The sequence below is a fragment of the Chryseobacterium jejuense genome, from assembly GCF_900100075.1.
Lineage (GTDB): Bacteria > Bacteroidota > Bacteroidia > Flavobacteriales > Weeksellaceae > Chryseobacterium > Chryseobacterium jejuense.
On sequence record NZ_FNEG01000001.1, the window covers coordinates 1,075,778 to 1,091,802 of the forward strand.

The 16,025-nt window shown below is 35.8% G+C and carries 16 protein-coding genes; 11 read left to right on the plus strand and 5 right to left on the minus strand.

The features are described from left to right. Positions 1 to 19 precede the first annotated feature (19 nt). Both BLS98_RS04845 and BLS98_RS04850 read right to left on the minus strand, forming a co-directional pair. Entirely contained in the window at positions 20 to 409 is a 390-nt protein-coding gene (locus BLS98_RS04845) for a hypothetical protein (protein WP_089734086.1), read from the minus strand. A 36-nt stretch (positions 410 to 445) separates the two neighbouring features. After that, a complete protein-coding gene (locus BLS98_RS04850) occupies positions 446 to 1,825 on the minus strand; it encodes an MFS transporter (protein ID WP_089734088.1) in 1,380 nt (459 codons plus the stop codon). 74 nt (positions 1,826 to 1,899) lie between these two features. Here BLS98_RS04850 and BLS98_RS04855 point away from each other — a divergent pair, with 74 nt between their 5' ends. From BLS98_RS04855 to BLS98_RS04870, 4 genes are all read left to right on the plus strand, one after another. Further along, positions 1,900 to 2,745 (plus strand): AraC family transcriptional regulator, encoded by an 846-nt coding sequence (locus BLS98_RS04855; protein ID WP_089734089.1) that lies wholly within the window; start codon positions 1,900 to 1,902, stop codon positions 2,743 to 2,745. A 136-nt stretch (positions 2,746 to 2,881) separates the two neighbouring features. Continuing rightward, on the plus strand, positions 2,882 to 3,376 hold the full coding sequence (locus BLS98_RS04860; protein WP_089734466.1) for a MarR family winged helix-turn-helix transcriptional regulator: 495 nt from the start codon (positions 2,882 to 2,884) through the stop codon (positions 3,374 to 3,376). Continuing rightward, complete coding sequence (locus tag BLS98_RS04865; RefSeq protein WP_089734091.1) at positions 3,373 to 4,137, plus strand: hypothetical protein; 765 nt, start codon at positions 3,373 to 3,375, stop codon at positions 4,135 to 4,137. Before BLS98_RS04860 ends, BLS98_RS04865 begins: the two co-directional genes overlap by 4 nt. 228 nt (positions 4,138 to 4,365) lie before the next feature. Continuing rightward, complete coding sequence (locus BLS98_RS04870) at positions 4,366 to 5,325, plus strand: hypothetical protein (protein WP_089734093.1); 960 nt, start codon at positions 4,366 to 4,368, stop codon at positions 5,323 to 5,325. Positions 5,326 to 5,349: 24 nt separating this feature from the next. On the opposite strand, the gene BLS98_RS04875 is transcribed toward BLS98_RS04870, so the two are convergent. Both BLS98_RS04875 and BLS98_RS04880 read right to left on the minus strand, forming a co-directional pair. Continuing rightward, positions 5,350 to 5,931 carry an NAD(P)H-dependent oxidoreductase gene (locus BLS98_RS04875; RefSeq protein WP_089734095.1) on the minus strand — a complete coding sequence of 194 codons (582 nt, stop codon included), beginning with the start codon at positions 5,929 to 5,931 and terminating at the stop codon, positions 5,350 to 5,352. Further along, a complete protein-coding gene (locus tag BLS98_RS04880) occupies positions 5,928 to 6,890 on the minus strand; it encodes an alpha/beta hydrolase (protein WP_089734097.1) in 963 nt (320 codons plus the stop codon). Before BLS98_RS04880 ends, BLS98_RS04875 begins: the two co-directional genes overlap by 4 nt. Positions 6,891 to 6,975: 85 nt before the next feature. On the opposite strand from BLS98_RS04880, the gene BLS98_RS04885 reads away from it, so the two are divergent. Continuing rightward, complete coding sequence (locus BLS98_RS04885; protein ID WP_181575080.1) at positions 6,976 to 7,806, plus strand: AraC family transcriptional regulator; 831 nt, start codon at positions 6,976 to 6,978, stop codon at positions 7,804 to 7,806. A gap of 1 nt (position 7,807) precedes the next feature. Here BLS98_RS04885 and BLS98_RS04890 read toward each other — a convergent pair whose 3' ends face one another. Continuing rightward, the gene (locus BLS98_RS04890; protein WP_089734099.1) at positions 7,808 to 8,041 is read right to left on the minus strand and encodes a hypothetical protein; all 234 of its coding nucleotides are present in this window, start codon (positions 8,039 to 8,041) and stop codon (positions 7,808 to 7,810) included. Positions 8,042 to 8,433: 392 nt separating this feature from the next. Between BLS98_RS04890 and srmL the strand changes: the two genes are divergently transcribed. The 6 genes from srmL to BLS98_RS04920 all read left to right on the plus strand — a co-directional run bounded on the left by srmL (position 8,434) and on the right by BLS98_RS04920 (position 15,981). Further along, the gene (srmL, locus tag BLS98_RS04895) at positions 8,434 to 9,468 is read left to right on the plus strand and encodes a PheS-related mystery ligase SrmL (protein ID WP_089734100.1); all 1,035 of its coding nucleotides are present in this window, start codon (positions 8,434 to 8,436) and stop codon (positions 9,466 to 9,468) included. Positions 9,469 to 9,715: 247 nt separating this feature from the next. Continuing rightward, entirely contained in the window at positions 9,716 to 10,999 is a 1,284-nt protein-coding gene (locus BLS98_RS04900; protein ID WP_089734471.1) for a cryptochrome/photolyase family protein, read from the plus strand. Positions 11,000 to 11,017: 18 nt separating this feature from the next. Continuing rightward, positions 11,018 to 12,046: a ferrochelatase gene (hemH, locus tag BLS98_RS04905; protein ID WP_089734102.1), complete on the plus strand. Its 1,029-nt coding sequence runs from the start codon at positions 11,018 to 11,020 to the stop codon at positions 12,044 to 12,046. A 64-nt stretch (positions 12,047 to 12,110) separates the two neighbouring features. Continuing rightward, positions 12,111 to 12,791, plus strand: a complete 681-nt coding sequence (locus BLS98_RS04910; protein WP_089734104.1) for a MarR family winged helix-turn-helix transcriptional regulator — start codon at positions 12,111 to 12,113, stop codon at positions 12,789 to 12,791. Positions 12,792 to 13,049: 258 nt separating this feature from the next. Continuing rightward, the gene (locus BLS98_RS04915) at positions 13,050 to 15,107 is read left to right on the plus strand and encodes a hypothetical protein (protein WP_089734106.1); all 2,058 of its coding nucleotides are present in this window, start codon (positions 13,050 to 13,052) and stop codon (positions 15,105 to 15,107) included. Positions 15,108 to 15,132: 25 nt separating this feature from the next. After that, positions 15,133 to 15,981: a cupin domain-containing protein gene (locus BLS98_RS04920; RefSeq protein ID WP_089734107.1), complete on the plus strand. Its 849-nt coding sequence runs from the start codon at positions 15,133 to 15,135 to the stop codon at positions 15,979 to 15,981. Positions 15,982 to 16,025 lie beyond the last annotated feature (44 nt).

Sequence of the window (16,025 nt, forward strand, 5' to 3'; positions counted from 1 at the left end):
GAAAACAAACCGTTTATTTTTATATCCAATTCTCTATAAGATGGAACCACAAGGCCTTTTCTTCATTGAAAAGGAAAACCGCTGATGCTGTCCTCCAGTTAGCTATTCCCTCCGTAGTCTGAATTTCAGTATAGGTAGCCAAGCCATGATGCTCAGAGCAGTGAACCTTTATATTTTCAATCTGGACACTACGATCAGGAAATTTTCCAAAAACAGTAGGAAGCCAGTCTGAAAACATGGATAAGGTAGCTGTATTTCCGTCTCCATTAATCATTTTGAAGTCAGGAGAGAATCCGGAAATAATTTTTCTGAATAAAGCCTCCTGATCCTGTTCATTCCCCTGAAACCATTTTTCAATATTTTCACAGAAGTCTTTTAATTCTACACTAATTTTTTCTTTGTTATTCATAGATTTAAAATTATATTATTTTTTTGTTGATAGAAATTAAGCATTAATATATTTGCGCAGCCTGCCATTTACGAATAGGCCTATGATCTGAATAGCTCCGATCATCAATAGGGATAATGCAAAAGCTTTTGGAAAGTCCAGAACATTAATCATGTTGAAAAACAAGGTTCCTATTATAGCTCCACCCATTACACCGCCTACCTGCATTCCGATACTTACCAGACCTGAAGCCTGTCCTGCTTTTTCTTTGGTGGTAAAAGTAATGGCAGTCCGCATCATTACAGGCATAATTGTTCCATGGCCTAATCCTGCTATAAATAGTGTAATATGAGTGATGAAAGAAGGTTTTTGTTGGAAATAAAAACACAATGCACTAAAAATAAACCCGCTCATTAATAGTCCCAGACCAATATAGATCATTTTATAGGTGGGAAGTTTTATTTTGGATACCATTAATGGGCCTAGGAAAAAGGCAACTCCATATGGTACAATGGCTAATCCTGTCTGCATGGAATCCTGATGCAGAAATTCCTGCAGATAATAAGGATAACAAATAAACAAGCCTGAGGTGAAATTGTAAAAAAAGAGAATCAAAAGACTCAATGCAAAAGGCTTATGCTGAAGCAATGTAGGATCTATAAGGATTGGACGATTATTTTTAAGTAGATATATTTCATATCTGATAAAAACAATCAATAATGATATTCCTGATATCGTAACAGCGAATATCCACCAGGCCCATTGGTATTTCTGTCCGAAAATAAGAGGACATATCAACATCAGCAGTGCAAGAATCAGCAACAATGAACCTTTAAAGTCAATTCCTGAATTAGATTCCTTGTGGTTATTGTCCATAGTGAAATGAATCCCAGTAATACAAACTATGGTGATAGGAACATTCACAAGAAATACCATTTCCCAGGAAAAACCATTCCAATGCATACTGAGAAGCAAGCCTCCAAGTAATTGCCCAATCACAGAAGCCAACCCAAATACCGAACTAAAGAGACTTACTGCCTTGGGTTGCTCCTGGCTGCTGAACAGAACTTTTATGGAAGCTAAAACCTGAGGTGCAAGCAATGAAGCGCCAACTCCCTGAAATAATCTTGCGATGATAAGCCACGTTACAGTAGGGGAAAAAGCGCAAGCCAGAGAAGACAATAAAAAGGTATATAATCCCAGGGTGAAAATTTTCTTGCGTCCATAGAGATCTCCCAGCCGTCCACCACAGACAACTAAGGCTCCATAGGTGAGTCCGTAAATAGCAATCACCATCTGCAGTTGGTGGTCACTGGCTTTGAATGCATTTTTGATGGAAGGCAAGGCCATATTCACAATAAAATAATCCAGCGGTGAAAGAAAGGCTCCGGCAATCAGAAAATTGAGTGCCTGCCATCGTTTCGGATAAGTATTCATACTTTTTTATGCAAAAATAGCCTCCTTTTGTTATGGTAAAATTGTACTTTTGGAGGAAAATATAGTGTACACTCATGAAAGGACTCCATCTTGAAGGAATTAACGTAAAAGAAATAAAGCTTAAAGGAGAAACTGTTTTTAAAACGACAACTTTTCTTTCATTTATCTATATCGTAAAGGGTAAAGGAAAACTCCTGTATGATGAACGTTCTATTGATTTTACAGAGGGTAAACTTTTTATTATTCCACAGCAAGAATCTTATCGTTTTGAAAGTGAGAATGCAGATCTTATTAGCATAGAATGTCCTATTGAGTTTATTGATAAAATCCGTCTGGAAGCAGACCGCATTGAAAGTTGCGAGAACCTATACAAACTGCAATACATCAGTAATAACTATCATGCCCGTGCCGGATGTGTTTTTAGGAATAAAAATGATGAAGATTTTGCAAAGACTCTTATTCTTCAGATTGCCAATGAATTCAGGAATAGGGCAGAAGATTATCTTATCATCCGTAACTGTATTTCAATTCTGCTTAATCTTATTGCCAGAAATATCATTCAAAGTGAGACTTCAGACCTACAGGAGAATAAAAAAGCTTTTTCTATTATGAAGATCATCACTTATATTCAAAAATATATAAAAGACAGGGAAAAAACCGGAATTCAGGCTATTGCAGATCATTTTGGGATTTCCGGAAATTATTTCGGAGAATATTTTAAACAGCAGACCGGAGTTTCTTATCAGGATTATTTACTGGATTATCGGCTTAAATTGGTAGAAACCTATCTGAAGTACAGCAGTGCAAGGCTTAGTGAGATTGCCTATGAATTACAGTTCAGTGATGAGAGCCATCTTTCTAAACTCTTTAAAAAATACAGAGGGATAACTCCCGGTGAGTACAGAAAAAAAAATAAGTAGAAAGTACTGCTTAGATCTATTTCTTTGGCGATGTAAGCTGTTGATTTATTATATTTTAAGGTTATTTTGAAAATTAACATAGTAAACTATATAGTTGACTATGTATTTTTATATATTTACATCAAAGATTTTTAAAATGGATTTTGACTTTATTAAAGACTTGGGATATAAAGCATTGGATAGCAGATTGAAAAGGATCAGTGATCGGATGGCTCATGATGTTAGAAAGTTTTACAAGGAGTTCGGAATTGATGTAGAACCTAATTGGTATCTGGTATTTATGCTGCTTCAAAAAAGAGGGGAGATCTCCATTACGGATATTGCAGAACCCTTGGGATATTCTCATCCGTCTGTAGTGGTTATTGTAAAGAAAATGACAGAAAAAGGATATCTGATGATAAAGAAAGATCATGAAGATAAGCGTAAACAGATGATTTCTCTATCTCCAAAAGCTATTGAAATGCTTCCCCAGTTAGAACAGGTTTGGGACAGTTGCGAAAACGCTATTTTAAAATTACTGTCAGAGGATTTATCTGTTTTTTCCTACCTGGATGCAATAGATCAGGAACTGAAAGACGAGTCTTTCCATCATCGTTTCAAAAAAGAATACTTAAAATCAATACAATCATGAAAACACTTCTTCTTTTTATCGCGCTAATTTTCTCTAACCTTGTGATTTCTGCTACTGAAACCAAAGTGATGATAAGAGCAAAAGCAAAGGATGCTAAATTTATTGGAAGTTCATTGGGTGGTGCTCACATCATTGTCCGAAATAAACTGAATCAAAAGATTTTAGCAGAAGGAAATACAACCGGAAGTACCGGGAACACTGACCTGATTATGAAAACTCCTAAAGTGAGAGGAAATTCAATTACTGACGATCAAACAGGTGGGTTTGTAGCAACGGTTGACATTGAAGAACCTACATTTGTGACAATAGAAGTGATATCTCCCTTGAACAGCAGACAGGCACAAGCTGTGGTAAGTACTGAGTTATGGCTGATTCCCGGGAAAAATATTTTAGGAGAAGGCATCATCCTTGAAATTCCAGGATATATTATTGATATTTTGAAACCAAGAACCCATCAATATATTGCATTGAACACCATTAAGGATAAACCATTTTTGTTTCAGGCGAACATTGTAATGATGTGCGGTTGTGTGATTGAGAAAGGCGGTGTCTGGAATTCTGATGAGATTGAAGTGAAAGGAATTTTGAAGAAAGACGGAAAATTCGTTAAAAATATTGATATGTCATGGGTGTCCACCAATTTATTTGAAGGAAATCATATCATTAATACTCCAGGAAATTATGAACTTACTTTGTATGCTTATCATGAGAAAACAGGGAATACCGGAGTAGATAAAGTTAATTATGTAGTGTTTCAATAATCATCGTAGAATAGTTTGATAAGAAAAGAAGATCCCGAAAAGGTCTCCGTTATATATTTTAAAACATATTTTATTTCCACTTAAAGTAAAAGTATATTGTAACCCATTAGAATAATATAAAATATCTTATTTTTATCAGATCAGGAAAATGATTATTCCTGAGATTTAAGAGTAAACTAATTATCATGAAAAATCTCATTGAAAAATTATAGATGAGATCCGAAAATTATGAAAAAATATATTTTATTAGGTTTGATATTGTCTTTATCGGTTCATGCGGAGAAGAAGACCGAACCTGTTGTATCTCATCAAAATATTCTTGTAACTGCTCAGGAGATCAGGTATTTTGAGAATGAACCTCGTTATGGGGCTTATATCTCTACCAGCAACTGTTCTTTTGAAGTCTTAATTAATGATATTCCTGTTATAAAACATATTGATAGCTCCGGCAGTGGTTTGGCAGGTTCTTATTTTCCATTGAATGAATGGATTACTAAAAAAGGAAATCAAAAAATCAGTATTAAAATGACTCCTGGTTTTAATCAGGAGAAGAATACTTTACACACCGAACTTGCTCCTAACTCAGAATTACAGATAAAGATTGTAAAATCAGTGTTCAATAAGACTGGAGGCTCTGAAGAAGATGAGGTAAGGAAGTATTCAACTTCTAAAAAAAAGCAGGTGAATGATGATAGATTTGAAGATACCTTCACTTTCTTTGCTGATGTTCCCTACCACATAGAAACTCTTGACAATGCTGAATTCTTGCTCACTGATGATAAAGATAAACTCCAGCTTCTTGAACAGCAGGTATTGGCTAAATATGATAAAGTAAGAGATATTTATATGAAGGGCTCCTGGAGTGCACTAGCAGCTATTTACTATAACAGAGAAAAAAGAGTAGCCAAACAATTGAGTTTACTTCCGGATGAAATAAAGTCCAGATGGAACAATGATTATGTATTCAGAACCAATACTGATATTACATTCTTTGATCTGAAACCCATCGAAGATTATAAGATGACCTTTTATGCAGATGGTAAAATTGTATGTCTGCAGCAGATTAATAATGAAAAATCATCCCTTTGGGGTGGCTTCAAAAGAAAAGGTAAGGATAATATAACGACAACTTATATTACCCTTTATCTCTATCGTCCCAAAGGTACTAAGGATCTGGAAGTATATTAAAACAATATATAGTAACCTGAAATTTTACAAAGAATCGGTGATGGCCAATCCTGTGATGGTGTCCAGCCATTCTTTTCGTTCCTTTTCGGTTAATTCATAGAGCGGTCCTATAAAATGGTTCTCAATAGAAGAAACCCCACAGTATTCTAAAATACCTTTCTTGAGCTGAATAAGCCCACTGGATTGATATTCATCTTCATAAAGCTTAAGAGATAAGTCGCCTGCTGTAGTAATAATTCTTGCTGATTTTGCATTCAAAAGCCCTTCGCTGTTTCCTTTTTTATCACTTTTGAAAGTAATTCCGGGGAGAAACGCTCTGTCAAAGAATCCTTTCATGATAGCAGGCATACCCAGCCACCAAACAGGGTGTATCCACACCTGATGGTCACTCCATTGTATATCGTCAAGAGCTTTTACAAGATCGGGTTCAAGTTCCATTCTTTGACGGTAGCCAAATTGCAGATTAGGATTAAAGTTCAGTTGTCCAATAGCAATATAACGTACCTCAGCACCGGAAGCCTTTGCAGAGTTAATATAAGATTCTGCAATAACAGCGTTAAAACTTTCCTGATCCGGATGTCCGTTGATAACGACAATTTTTTTCATGATTTCTGAGTTAAAATAGGGTTAAATAATTTGACCTGTTGTTGGTAAAAAGTTTCAGAGAGTTGGCAGGGAAAGAAATCAAAAGCATGTACAGCACCTTCAATTTCCAATAAAGTAACTGAAACTCCCGCATTCTGTAGTTTTTTAGCGTACTCCTTTCCTTCGTCTTTTAACGGATCTAATTCACATACAATGATAGTAGCATCCGGAAGATTTTTAAAATTTTTCTCCTGTAGCGGAACAGAATACTGAGGAGGATGAATCATTGAATGTTGTAAATAATGTTTCCACATCCATTTCGCAGCCTTTTTAGTCTGCATGGGAGCATTGGCCAATTCATTCATAGATGAGGTTTCCAATAAATGATCCGTTGGAGGATACAATAGATATTGATGCTGGATGCTTATCTCTTTTTTATCTCTTGCATAATGGGTTAATGAAGTTGCAATAGTAGCTCCGGCACTGCTTCCGCCAATCATTATCCTATTTTTATTTCCTCCAATGTGGTCGGCAGATTCAGATAACCACAATAAAGCATCATAACCATCTTTCATTGCAGCTGGGAAAGGGTGTTCGGGAGCTAACCGGTAATCTACAGAGACTATAACTGCATCAATATCAATATCCAATGCCAATCTAAAAAAGATAAAATCATATTGCTCCGGAGTTCCGTAAATAAAAGCTCCACCATGGAAATAGAGTAGTATTGGTAGGTTTTTCTTTCCTTTTGGTCTATACACTCTCAGCCTGATGTTTCTTTGTGGTTCAGAAGAAGGAATACGGATATTCTCTACAGAAAGAGATGAAGGAACATACAGTGATTCTTCCTTTGTCATTACATTCATTTCCTCTTCCCGGATTTTTGCCGGATGATGAGCCAATAAATATTCATAGTCAATTTCGTTAAATGGACTGTCAATAATGGCTTTTAAAAGCTCAGTATCTATTTTTTTCTGCATTACAATCAATTTTATATCGCAAAAATAGACTGATAAAATAGTCGAAAACAGGTATATTTAAAGCTTATTTAGGTACCTTTGTAGTATGGCAAGAGAAAATATATACCAATCGCTTGAAGTTTTTTATGAAAAGATAGATCAATGTCCGTTAAAGGACAGGCAGTTCAACTTTTTTGAACTGGTGTATGTGATTTCGGGAATTGGAGATCATATCGTTAACGAGAATAAAATTGCATATACTGCCGGAGATCTGTTTTTAATTACTCCTAATGATTATCATGGATTTGATCTGAATGGGATCTGTGAATTTATGGTGATTCGTTTTGGAGAAAATTATATCAAAGAATACCAATGGAAAAGTATTGATCATATCGAATGCCTTCTATATTATGCCTCCCATTTGTCAGGCTCGGTACTAGTGAATAATGAGGATCAAAAAATGATGAGTCTGCTCATCCAGAATCTACAGCAGGCCATAGAACATGAGTCAATATATAATGAAGATCTTACCCGCCATCTGGTAAATGCTATCATTGTGATTGCAGCAAGGAATATAGCGGTTATCAAACCAAAGAATATTTCATCCAATACAGATGTGCGTATTCTTCAGATTCTGGATTATATTCAGGAAAATATACGCCTGCCTAAACTTCTGAAAGTAGAAGCTATTGCTAATGAGTTCGGGTTATCTCCAACATACCTTGGTAGTTATTTCCGTAAACAGTGCAATGAATCAATCCAGCAATACATTTCTTCTTACAAAATCCGTTTGATAGAACATCGGTTACGTTTCAGTGATAAAAGAGTTCATGAAATAGCCGATGAGTTTGGGTTTGCAGATGAAAGCCATATCAATAAGTTTTTCAAAAGGCATAAAGGGAAAAGCCTTAGAGCTTATAGACTGGAATCAGCGTAGATTAAAGCGCATTAAATACCTCCATAATGGCTTCAATAAGCCCTTTATCTACTTTAGATTCTGATGAGGTATCCTGTACAAGTGCCCGCATATTGCCCGAATCATCCCGCTCAAAAACAACTTCGTGGCCATTTACATCTACATAGAATTTATAACCATGGGTAAATGTTGCCAGTTTTACATTGAAAAGCTCATCTTTTCCTTTATAGGTTACGGGGAGTTCAAATTCTTCCATGAGTACGGTCAATACATTTAATTGTAGGCAAATGTCGGAAAACTTGCTGTAAGTTTGGCATATTTATGAACGATTCTGGAGTTTGTATTTATAAATGATTCATTCTAAGTGATATCCTGCTCTATATTGAGATTGGAATATCATTGTAAATCATTTTTTTTCTGCTATGACTTTTGTTTTAGGATTTACTAATTTTTTTTACTAACTTCGTAGTAAGGATGATTTCTAGAATCAACATATTATTTTTCTTCTTCTTTTTTGGCCCCCAAGGGCCGAAATAATTCTATATATCCGTTGCGTACGGATATTCAAATCAAAATTAGACTTTTATATATTCTTTAAAACATACATCTGCGAAAAAATATCGCAGATACTATACCATTATTTTCGATATGAATAATATATCAAAAACCATACATGAAAAACGAGAAAGGAAACTGCATAATGATCCAAAACATCCTATTAGCCAACTAAAACAAAAGATACAGCTTTTCTTCAAAGACTTTGCCGTATTCGATAACTTAAATGAAGTAGTAAGTATCCGGGATAATTTTGATGATCTGTTGATTCCTTTGGACCATCCGGCAAGATCTACCAATGACACCTATTATATTGATGACAATAGTGTATTGAGAACCCAGACGTCTGCACATCAGAATACAATGCTGCGTGCCGGCAGCAGACAATTTATTGTAACAGGGGATGTCTATCGAAAAGATACCATAGATAAGACACATTATCCGGTCTTTCATCAAATGGAAGGCGTTAAAATTATGCCCAAAGGTACAGATGCACTAGCAGATTTAAAGCTTACTCTGGAGAAATTGATCCAATATCTGTATCCTGGAAAAGAATATAGATTTCTGGATGATCATTTCCCCTTTACAGAGCCGTCACTGCAAATAGAAGTGAATCAGAATGGCGAATGGATGGAAGTTCTTGGAGCAGGAGTCATTCACTCCAAAATTCTTCAGAATTGTAAGATAGATGGAACAGGTTGGGCATTTGGTCTGGGGCTGGATCGTCTGCTGCTTTCTTATTGCAATATACCTGATATCCGGTATTTGTGGACCCATGATCCCCGTTTTATTTCCCAATTTAAAAATGGATTGACAGAATTCCAGGAATATTCAAAGTATCCTCCTGTTTATAAGGATATATCATTCTGGGTAAATGAGTATAAGGAAAATTTTGAGAAAATCTGGTCAGATTATAACAACTTTTGTGAGATTGCAAGGGAAGAAGGAGATGATCTGATTGAAGATGTCCGTTTGCAGGATAAATTTACCAAAGACAATATGACCTCTCTATCTTACAGAATTACCTACCGTTCGAACGAACGAACCTTGAACAATGAGGAAATCAATATCATTCAGGAGCGTCTGAGAACAGCGCTGTCTGTTCATTTTGATATTGTCTTAAGGTAGCAATAGAGACCAATTCTAAGATGTAAGAGGTCTTTTCTATGGCAATGTACAACACCCAATCTTTCATAGGATTGGGTGTTGTTGTATTTGGGTTTTTAGTTTATTTATATTCTAATTTTAAATCTTGCGAAAGCTAATTTTCTTATTTTATCTTGAAAATAGTTCATTAATATTCTTTATCTTGTTTTAAATGGTATATTTGTATTTCATTTTGATTAACGAATATTTATTTAAAAAAAAAGAAGCTATGAATAGAGTGAACATTTTTTGGTTCAGAAGAGATCTTAGGCTGGAAGATAATGTAGGGCTTCATCATGCACTTAACGCTGGATTAAAGGTGATTCCGATTTTTATTTTTGATACAGAGATCCTGAATCAACTTCAGGATAAGCTCGACAGAAGAGTAGATTATATTCATCAGGCTTTACAACGTATTCATAGCGATTTGAAGAAACGGAACAGCGGACTTCATGTTTATCATGGTACACCAATGGAAGTTTTTAAAAAAATAGCAGAAGATTTTACGATTGATGCTGTCTTTTGCAATAGAGATTATGAGCCACAAGCCATACAAAGGGATCGTCAGATAGCTGATCTATTGTCAAAATATCATATTCAATTTAGAAATTTTAAAGATCAGGTCATCTTTGAAAAAAATAATATCCTGAAAAATGACCTTTCTCCATATACCGTTTTTACCCCATACTCAAAGAAATGGAAGGAAAATTTGCACAATATAGAACCAGTTACTCCAAATTGGGATCACTTTGCAAATGTTGACGGCGCTTCAGAAATTATTTCATTGAAAGAAATTGGATTTGAGAAAACAGATCTTGAGTTTATAGAGCCTAAATTGGATAGAGATGTCATAGATTCTTACGGTGACTATAGAGATTTTCCTGGTATGGATCATACTAGTCATCTCGGGATTGCGCTCCGGTTTGGAACAATTTCCATCAGGAAATGTGTACAATATGCGGTTAAACATAATGAAGTCTGGCTTAATGAACTTATCTGGAGAGAATTTTTCATGCAGATCCTCTATCATTATCCTAGTGTTGTGCATCATTGTTTTAAAAAGAAATATGAGAATATTTCATGGAGGAATGATGAAAATGAATTTAAGGCTTGGTGCGAAGGTAAAACAGGATACCCAATTGTAGATGCCGGAATGAGAGCGCTGAATGCAACCGGATTTATGCACAACAGGGTAAGAATGATTACAGCAAGCTTTCTTACCAAACATCTGCTCATCGACTGGCGTTGGGGAGAAGCTTATTTTGCTGAAAAACTCTTAGACTATGATCTGGCTGCTAACAATGGGAACTGGCAGTGGGCTGCGGGCTGTGGATGTGATGCAGCGCCTTATTTCAGGATATTCAATCCCTATGAACAGACTAAAAAATTTGATAAAGACAATCAGTATATCAGGAAATGGCTTCCTGAAGACTATAACGAAGAACCCATTGTAGAACATACAAAAGCCAGAGAACGAGCATTGAAAGTTTATAAAGATGCATTGGCAGAATAACAAATAAAATAAAGGAAATTGGCTAAAAAAGGAATTTTATTAATCAATCTTGGTTCTCCAAGGTCAACGGCGGTAGAAGACGTAAAAGAATATCTGGATGAATTCCTGATGGATGAAAAGGTCATTGATTACCGATGGATTTTTCGGGCACTTTTGGTTCAGGGAATTATTTTGAAAACCAGGCCGGCAAAATCAGCAGAAGCTTATAAAACGGTATGGACTGACGAAGGATCACCTCTTATTGTTATAACGAAAAAGATACAGAAAAAGCTACAGAAGATTGTTGATATACCCGTTGAGATCGGGATGAGATATGCAGAACCAAGTATTGAAACAGGCATTAGAAAACTTGTTGAAAAAGGAATTACAGAAATTGTATTGTTTCCTCTTTATCCACAATATGCAATGAGTACTACAGAAACGGTTATTGAAAAAGCGGAAGAAATCAGAAAGAAGAAGTTTCCTCATGTAAGAATTAATTATATTCAGCCTTTTTATAATCGGGACTTATATACGGATTGTCTTGCAGAAAGCATTCGTGAGAAGCTTCCGGAAAATTTTGATGCCTTATTGTTCTCTTATCATGGAGTTCCTGAACGGCATATTTATAAAACAGACCGAACAAAGACATGTAATATGAATGACTGTTGTCACAAAGATACTCATCCCAGTCATTCGTTTTGTTACCGTCATCAGTGTTTTAATACCACGGAACGGGTGATAAAAAAGCTCGGATTACCAAAAGATAAAGTCATTGTGTCTTTTCAGTCCAGATTAGGAAAAGATAAATGGATAGAACCTTATACAGATCATACATTAGAAACAATACCGGGGAAAGGAATTAAAAACCTTGCCATTGTCTGTCCGGCATTTGTTTCAGATTGTCTTGAAACACTGGAAGAAATTTCTGTTGAAGGAAAAGAAACGTTTATAGAAGCAGGCGGTGAAAATTTCACCTATATTCCTTGCCTGAATGATGAAGACCGTTGGATTGAAGTGATTAAAACCCTGTGTCAAGAACAGCTCAATCAATTCTATTTACTATAGTTTTGAGCATATATTGTAATTATTCTTTAGGAAATTAGGTATTTTTGTAGACTATTTGAAACGAATGAATTATACGCTTATTAAAGACTGCATAAACCTGCTGCAGGATTTTGAAACGGAAACCCGCACTTGTCCTGATCTGTATCCGGGAACGATTCAGGGCTTTAAAGCATGGATTTCGGATAAGGAGAATACCGGGAAAGAAGAGCATTCTGAAGAGCCTTATTGGGAAGGCAAAGAGAATGGAAGAACACCGGAAAGTGCAATAAGTACATTGCTTGTTCATCTTAACCGGTATGCAAAAACCTATTCAAAGTCTGCCATCTCAGATTCTGAATTCTCTACTCAGGAAGACTTTATTTATTTAATTAATCTGAAAGCTTTTGGAGAGATGACCAAGATGGTCCTGATTAAGAAAAATATTCAGGATAAGCCAGTAGGCATGCTCATTATTGCAAGATTGCTGCGTCAGGGACTTATTGAGCAGATGGATTCTGATGAAGACAAACGAAGTAAATTGATCCAGATTTCAGAAAGAGGACTGATGGTTCTGGAAAAGCAAATGAATAAGATCCGCCAGGCGACTACTATTGTTTCGGGAAACCTCAGCCACAGCGAAAAGATGGAACTTATACGTATCCTTAATAAGCTGGATCAGTTTCATTATCCTATTTTTTCACGAAATATTCCTTCTGAGCAGCTAATCAATACCGTGAATGATGAGTATCCGTTTAAAGATCAATAGCATTAGACCTTTTCGCAGACATTAATTTTACTACATAAATCGCTAACTGTGTTCAGTTAGCGATATTTTTTTTGAAAATAAATCAACAATGAGAATGTGGATATTTGTTTTATCGTTTATAAGTGGTTATTTATCATTAATAATTAATTATATTTAAAATATTACTACCATAAATTAAGTATAAATACTGAATAGGTATTATTTTGAACTTATTATTTTTATCCCACAATAATAATTCATAAAAATACACTAATAACTATGGGAAATTTTGCATCATCAAAAAATCTAGGTAATGGATATCCAACCCCAGGTCCTCAGCGACCTGATATTCAGGATATCATGAATCACGCTTATTTCTTAACGGAGGGTCAATGGAAAGAAGCAAAAGAAAATAATTCTTACGATTATATCATTATTGGCTCAGGCTTCTGTGGGTATGCCTTCGCTAAAAGAATTTTGGAAAAAGACAAAGAAGCCACAATCTTGATGGTTGAGCGGGGAGGCTTTTTATTGCCAACACATTTTCAGAATTTAGGAGCCAGTTATAAGAAACTGGTTGGGCCTATCTCTGAAACTTTCCCTTGGAGTTTATCTCAATCTACTATGCTTGAAAAGGCACCTTATCGTGTAACACAGCATGGTATGTTGCCCTATTTTGGTGGGAGAAGTTTCTTGTGGAGTGCCTGGTGTCCGCAACCCGAACGACATCAAGCTGAAAAATGGTCTCTAGCTTTATTTAATTCTCTAACAGAAAAAAATGATAAATCACCTTCTTATTTTCAAGAAGCCATCAAATTATTGCATGTTCATAAGTCCAATAGTTTGCCTTTTGTGAATAACTTAAAAGAATTAAAAGGGGCGGATTTGAAAGACAATTTGGGCAAACTACAATTACCGGAATATGGTGTATTGCAGGAAGCTATTTACAAAAAATTTAGTGGCGGATTAGACGGATTTAATTCTTCGGAGGATAGAAACCGCACCGGTGCCCAGCTTATGAAGGTAGAATATGCATCTTTGGCTTGTGGTGATGGCGAGGATAAAGGGATTGATTTTAATAAGTTCTCTACCCCAACTTCAATTTTAAATTTGGTAGACAGTACTGCATTTGATACTAAAAATGTAGAATCAGATGTTGAGAAAAAAAGGAAAGAACGCAATAATATGTATCCAAACAGGTTGCATATTCTTACAGAGTGTGTGGTAGAAGAGATTTTGAATGAAGATAATAAAGCGTATGGATTATCAACAACGAGAGGTACAATTGCATTGAACGATGCAGAATTGATATTAGCAACCGGAGCTATGCCACCTGCTACACTGATTCAGAAATCATTCAATCATGAATTGGCGGGTCAGCATTTTACAGCCCATACGATTTCTGCAATAACGGCCAGAGTAGAGAAAGATAAATTTTTGAAGCTTTTAGGAAAAAATTCGATTTCAGAAAATGACAATTTGCAGATGGGTGCCATCTACCTGCCTTTCTTTGCAAAAAATGGTCAGCAGTTTCATATTCAGTTGTCCATTATTCATGACCCTAACCCAAGTAAGAATAAAGAGCTGGCCATGCGCTATATGCCGGATGTTGTATCTACAGCTTCTCCGGAGCAATTGGCAGGTTCGGAGAACCATGTGATATTAGTATGTGCAATTCTGGGCGAATTAGATATTCATAATAAAAATGCATATTTCCATGCTAATAATGATCATGATGCTACAACAGCAAGTGTACTGCGCTGTAACCCGGGTGAGAAGGATAAAAAAACATGGGACGATATGGGTAACGCAACCTATGATATTCTTGATTACTTATTTGGTGACCTTGAATACTGGTATAGCGATTTGAACTATTATCAAGAGTCTCTGTCAGGTATATATTCGGATGACGATTTAGCAAAGCGCTACAAAAACCAAAACCAATGGGTGTCGAAAGCTGAATGTACACCTTACCCACACGTTCCAGCAATGGTGCATGAAGGCTCTACACTACCTATAGAAAATGAGAATGGGATTGATGCTGTAGTTAATTTAGAGTATCAACTGATAAACAGAGTTCAAAAGGAAATGGGAAACCAACAGACAAAAGAATATGAAAATATTCCTGTATCCAATTTATTTATAACAGGAGCCTCACTATGGGCGCAGAGCGGTGCCTGGAATCCTACTTTGACCATGACGGCAATGGCATTGCAATTAGCGGATAAACGAATTGCTGCGAAAAAAGTACGTAAGTCTATTCATACTAAAGAAAAAAGTGTTAGTGGGAAAGAACAACATGCTAATGAAGTTGGTCTTATGAATTTCTTTCTTTAATTGACCAATCTAAATTTTAAGCACCATGGATAATAACGAAACAGCTACCCTTGTAGAAGTTGGACTGGATTTAGGTCCTGTATTAAATATGGACGGTGTCTATACCTGCGTAAAAGATGTTGATTCCAGATTTGTATTTTGCAATGAAAACTTTGCGAAATTAGTGGGAAGCTCTGTCTCTGATATTATAGGAACAATTGATGATAGAGCTCAGCATGTAAAGGATGATGAAGCAGTACGAAAGTCTGGTGTCCCATTACTGAATCATCGTGAATTGATAGAGCTGCCAGACGGATCTCAACAGCCTATTCTTACACAAAAAGGGTTGTGGCGGTGTTCAACAGACGAGTCTGAAATTTTGGGTACTACTGTAAACTTTGCATTGCAAAAAACTAAAAAAGAGTGGATAAAAGATTTGGGACTTAATAAGGTAGATAACGTCGGTTATTTTGGGATTGATCATACTCATGAAGCTGACAAAGATAGTACCTATTCCCTGAATTTTATTCTGATAGATAATCTTCCAAAGTTAAAACTGCATAAGCTTACGATGGATGAACAATGGTTTTTTCATGAAGGCTCTCCATTACAAATTTATATTTTCGACTTGGTGAAAAAGACCGCTACTGTTAAGGTGGTAGGCCGGAATATCAATAATGGAGAAAAGCTACAAGTTATCGTACCTAAAAATACATGGTTTGGTGCTAAAGTCGTAAATGAAGATTTTAATCTAAGCAGTTGCAGTTTAGCCCCTGGTTTTTATGATGGTTGCAGTACATCTTTGCCAAGTGATGACAAGGAACGCAAAACTTTTTTAGATCATTTGAAACAAATGTTTCCGGAGTATATCTCTATAATTGATGAGCTTTCTTAAGCAGTTACCGTTTACCTCATTTTGAAAAGAGATCTCATGAAACC

Coding starts and splice junctions, on each gene's coding strand:
- BLS98_RS04845 (WP_089734086.1), bottom strand. CDS start 409: ATGAATAACAAAGAAAAAATTAGTGTAGAATTAAAAGACTTCTGTGAA.
- BLS98_RS04850 (WP_089734088.1), bottom strand. CDS start 1,825: ATGAATACTTATCCGAAACGATGGCAGGCACTCAATTTTCTGATTGCC.
- BLS98_RS04855 (WP_089734089.1), top strand. CDS start 1,900: ATGAAAGGACTCCATCTTGAAGGAATTAACGTAAAAGAAATAAAGCTT.
- BLS98_RS04860 (WP_089734466.1), top strand. CDS start 2,882: ATGGATTTTGACTTTATTAAAGACTTGGGATATAAAGCATTGGATAGC.
- BLS98_RS04865 (WP_089734091.1), top strand. CDS start 3,373: ATGAAAACACTTCTTCTTTTTATCGCGCTAATTTTCTCTAACCTTGTG.
- BLS98_RS04870 (WP_089734093.1), top strand. CDS start 4,366: ATGAAAAAATATATTTTATTAGGTTTGATATTGTCTTTATCGGTTCAT.
- BLS98_RS04875 (WP_089734095.1), bottom strand. CDS start 5,931: ATGAAAAAAATTGTCGTTATCAACGGACATCCGGATCAGGAAAGTTTT.
- BLS98_RS04880 (WP_089734097.1), bottom strand. CDS start 6,890: ATGCAGAAAAAAATAGATACTGAGCTTTTAAAAGCCATTATTGACAGT.
- BLS98_RS04885 (WP_181575080.1), top strand. CDS start 6,976: ATGGCAAGAGAAAATATATACCAATCGCTTGAAGTTTTTTATGAAAAG.
- BLS98_RS04890 (WP_089734099.1), bottom strand. CDS start 8,041: ATGGAAGAATTTGAACTCCCCGTAACCTATAAAGGAAAAGATGAGCTT.
- srmL (WP_089734100.1), top strand. CDS start 8,434: ATGAATAATATATCAAAAACCATACATGAAAAACGAGAAAGGAAACTG.
- BLS98_RS04900 (WP_089734471.1), top strand. CDS start 9,716: ATGAATAGAGTGAACATTTTTTGGTTCAGAAGAGATCTTAGGCTGGAA.
- BLS98_RS04910 (WP_089734104.1), top strand. CDS start 12,111: ATGAATTATACGCTTATTAAAGACTGCATAAACCTGCTGCAGGATTTT.
- BLS98_RS04915 (WP_089734106.1), top strand. CDS start 13,050: ATGGGAAATTTTGCATCATCAAAAAATCTAGGTAATGGATATCCAACC.
- BLS98_RS04920 (WP_089734107.1), top strand. CDS start 15,133: ATGGATAATAACGAAACAGCTACCCTTGTAGAAGTTGGACTGGATTTA.